Source organism: Wolbachia endosymbiont of Pentidionis agamae (assembly GCF_036711655.1).
Lineage (GTDB): Bacteria > Pseudomonadota > Alphaproteobacteria > Rickettsiales > Anaplasmataceae > JAZHPY01.
The window spans coordinates 1-4,304 of the sequence record NZ_JAZHPY010000088.1 but is presented as its reverse complement, the minus strand read 5'-3'; the positions used below and the strand labels follow the sequence as shown (position 1 = coordinate 4,304).

Here is a 4,304-nt window from a genome sequence, read left to right as displayed (position 1 = left end):
TTTTTTCAAACCTCATTACCCCTCTCATATTATTTTCTAGTAGATTACAACCTTTAGTATGGTTATGTAAGAGGTCTAGTGTTTGTAAAACGCTTTGTGCTACAAACATATGTCCTACTCCACCATCAATTAGCAAAAAATCAGGTATTATATTTTGCATATCACCACTAAATCTTCTTATTAATACTTCTTTTAGCATTACATAATCATTACCTATAGCACTTCCTTCGATAATAAATTTTCTATACTTGCCTTTAAGAAAACTATTTTGCCCAGCAACAATCATGACACCAATCTGTCCCGTTCCAGATATATGACTATTATCATAAACTTCTATACGTTCAGGAATATTTGGTAACAAAAAAATCTCCTTCAGATTTCCAGTACTGCTTTAGTGTTATATATTTCTGAAGTCTTTGTTCTAGCGCAAATCTAGCATTATCATAAGCAAGTTACAAGCATTTTATTTCTTCTATTGACATAATTTAATGTTTTTTTGAATATTAGAAATTTTATCTAATGCATGCTGTAAAATAATACATGCAGAAATTTTATCATATAATTTTTTAGATTTTATAATTGACATCCCTGTTTTCTCTACAATAGCATTAGCAAAACGTGTTGATAATCTTTCATCTTGTAAATATATGCTGACTTTACATTTTTTAACTAGCTTGTTTGCAAATTGAATAACTTTTTCACACCATTCATTTTCTTGTCCATTCATTTTGAGTGGCAGACCTATTACTATAGTAGTAGCCTCATTTTCTTGCAATATTTTACTCAGATATCCTAAATCTTTACTAGTATTCTGCCTATAATAAATACTATGTGCTGTAGCTATAGTTTTTGTTTTATCACTAAATGCTATGCCTATTTTTTTTTCTCCAAAATCCAAGCACATTATGCGCTTATCGCCAGATAAAGATTTTAAAAACTCATTTATATTTCTATACAACATCATTTTTTATTATCATTTAGTAGCATTATATAATATTTAGATGAGTAATATAGCTCTTCTTCTTGTCATACGCTTCTAATTCCAATGATGGAAAGAGTACGAAGTTCAATGGTTATTTGATTATATATCAATACATAGTATACTTAAGTAAAGTGCAGTCGCGAGTTTCTTATAGAATTACATTCTAATTTAATAATAAGTTGATTAATTTATGCTAGTATCTTAACTATAATACTTAATTAAAGAATATTTCATGAACGATTTTGAAGAATTTCAACTATCGCATGCTATTAAAAATAATAAGCCAAATATAATGCAGAACTAGCTCTGTGGATAAAATTCAGAAGTGAGCAGGTAAGTAAGAGAAAGTAGCAAAAAAAAGGAAAATATGTAGTTTAATTTAGTAAAAAAATAGAGAAATTACTATAAGAATAGTATGTAAAAGAAAACCATTGGAAGCAAACTTTGCATTTTTGCAAAGATTTTAAGGTATACATAGCAAGAATGAGAAGGGATTACATTAATAGAAGCAGTATTGTCGAAGGTGGTGTCTGGCTGCAACTTTACCAGAAGTTTACGGCATTTACAGAAATATCAATACAAAGTTTAAAAGATGGTGTGAAAATATATTATATAATAAGCATACTCAAGATCCAGATTTAGAAGTTTCGATAATTAATGGAACCGAGCCCATGTTGGATATGATTCTGGAGTTGAAGGGAGGCTTTATGGCTGGGTGTGGCTTTGTAACTTGTGTGAAATTGTAATTCCACTAAAAAAAATCGAAAAGATATTAAGATGAGCATAAGAAGCTATATCTTGTCAAATGTTTCTTTGAGAAAATCAAGAATGTTAGACAAACTTTCTCCATGTTTAATAAGATTTCTTATGTTTATATTGGAATTTTTTAACTTCGTTAAACATTGCTCACATAAAACCTTGTTCACATGGCCTAGAACTATGATTTACATTATTTTAGCACTCAAGTGAAAATCGGATACAAGCACTTTTTAAGTCATGCTGCACATAACATGAAGGTATACATTTACATGATCATTATCTTCTTTAACATATAATGCTTAAATTTCAAGTTTTTCTACTACATATTAAACGCCACGCCCAAGTTCTTCGTCATAATCATGATGTGGAGTATGAGATGGTATGTATTGCTGCTGGCCCGAAGCATCACCATCATAATGCATACCCATATCATCAGAAAAGTTATGTGCTAATCCATCATTATAATATGGATAATCTTCTGGGCTATACTCACTCACACCTGCATCTTGATGAGGTTGTGCTTGCTCTCCACCACCACCTGCATACCCAGGTGCTTCAATAAGTGTATCAATAAATTTTTTAAAACCACCAATTATCTCAATCCCATCTCCTCCTAAAGCTTTATTTACACTACCAGTACCACCTTCAAAAACTTGACTTAGTGATGAAACTGGTGCAACTGGTGAACCAAGTATTGGCTCAACAGAACCTCCTTCAGTACTTCTGATAAAATCAGCTAAACCTATACCAAAACCACTTTTTTCACCAGCACTTTGCTGATGTTCACTTTGAGACTGTATAGCTGCAATATTTGGACCTTGAGGTTCTTCATTAAACATATATTGTACAATTTACCCATAATATTTATATTATAATAAAATAAAGAGAAATTATCAACTAGAATTTTGAAGTTCTTCAGCATGTAAATTGCGAGGCACGGATTCAAGTTCTTTACTGATTCCTAGCTCCTTATCTTTTGAATGTATTCCAAATTTATTAAATTCTCGTGCAGCAGGAAGTACTCTAGCTTCAAGAGAACCAGCAGTTTTATTATAATTGTCTACAGCACTTTTTAAACTTTTACGCAAATTATCAAAATTCTCGCTCATAGTACATATCCGTTCATATAATGTATGCCCTAATTCACTAATTTTTTTTGCATTTTCTGCTATTATTTCTTGTTTCCATCCATATGCAACTGCTCTTAGCAATGCAATTAACGTAATAGGTGTTGCAATAATCACCTTTTTCTCTACTCCAATTTCTATTAAAGCAGGTTCATATTCAAGTGCTGCACTAAAAACTCCCTCTCCAGTAAGAAACAAAACTACAAGTTCTGGTGTATTCTTAAATTGATTCCAATACTCTTTTTTCCCTAATTCATTTATATGTTTTTTTATTGCTAGAGAATGGTCTTTTAATTTCTCCTTTTGTATTTGCAGATCATCTTGTGATACGGCATCAAGGTAAGAGTCAAGTGGCACTTTAGCATCCACTATTATTTGCTTTCCTGATGGCATTCTTATGATTAAATCAGGGCGCAATAAATTATCATTACTTTTATCAATTGTTGATGGCTGAACTAAAAAGTCGCAGTACTCAACCATTCCTGCCATTTCAATTACTCTTTTTAGCTGTATTTCACCCCATTTTCCTCTAACATGAGGTTTTCTTAAAGCATTGGCAAGATTTGAAGTTTGCTTCATGAGTGCTCCAATTTGTTCCTTCAGTCCTTCATAAGCTCCCACTCTTTCTTTTTCAAGCGTACGTATCTCATTATCAAATTTTTCTAGTCTCTCTTTTATTGGAGTTACAACCTCACTAATTGTTGCTTGTTTCTTTTTAAAATCATTTTCCGTTTCTTTCAGTTTACTATCAATTACCTCTTTTGCTAAATCTAGAAAATTGTTGTTATTAATCTGCAAAGCATCAAGAGAAAGTGCCTTAAAAGTATTTGTAAGTCTTTCCTCTGCTTTTTCAAGCAATTCGATTTCTTTTTTCTTTTCATCACGTTCCTTGTGCAGAGTTACTTCAAGCTCTACTTTTTTAACCTTTAAATTGACTATTTCCTCACTTTTTTCCAATAGAGCTTGCTTTACTTCTTGAAGTTCCCCTTCTACTTTGCACAAAGCACCTTCAAGCTTTAATTTCTCTCCATTAAGTTTTCTATTTTTTGAAGATATATATATATACAGAAGTAGAAAGATAGTTAAAACTAAAAAATTAAAAAGCATAAAGCAATATAATTATATATATTCTTATTCTACATAAAAAACAATATTGAGATATTTCTTTTCTAAATTTATGTATTTTATTGATAGAGTTACCTCTAGTGATAGACCTCTATTGCTACTTCAGTCAATACATTTTTAGGAATTGCTAACATAAGGTAGATTTTTCAAAAGGAAAGAAAGCTAAAGTAATAGACCTCTTGCATAACTCATACAGACACCTATCGATTGTAAATTCCAGCTATCAAATTGAACATCAAAGCAAAACATTTTCGTCTATTCAGTATTTATCTACTATAATTTTAAACCTTTTTTATAAGCCAATTACATTT

The 4,304-nt window shown here is 30.9% G+C and carries 3 protein-coding genes and 1 pseudogene; all 4 read right to left on the bottom strand.

From position 1 onward, the window contains the following. A pseudogene (locus V6U76_RS04695) lies at window positions 1-361 on the bottom strand (hypothetical protein); the annotation flags it as partial. A gap of 111 nt (window positions 362-472) precedes the next feature. Next, window positions 473-961, bottom strand: coding sequence for a Holliday junction resolvase RuvX (gene ruvX, locus V6U76_RS04690; RefSeq protein WP_333023945.1), 489 nt, complete (start codon window positions 959-961; stop codon window positions 473-475). Window positions 962-2,067: 1,106 nt separating this feature from the next. Continuing rightward, window positions 2,068-2,580: a hypothetical protein gene (locus V6U76_RS04685; protein WP_333023943.1), complete on the bottom strand. Its 513-nt coding sequence runs from the start codon at window positions 2,578-2,580 to the stop codon at window positions 2,068-2,070. Window positions 2,581-2,634: 54 nt separating this feature from the next. Continuing rightward, window positions 2,635-3,975 (bottom strand): DNA recombination protein RmuC, encoded by a 1,341-nt coding sequence (locus V6U76_RS04680; RefSeq protein WP_333023941.1) that lies wholly within the window; start codon window positions 3,973-3,975, stop codon window positions 2,635-2,637. Window positions 3,976-4,304 lie beyond the last annotated feature (329 nt).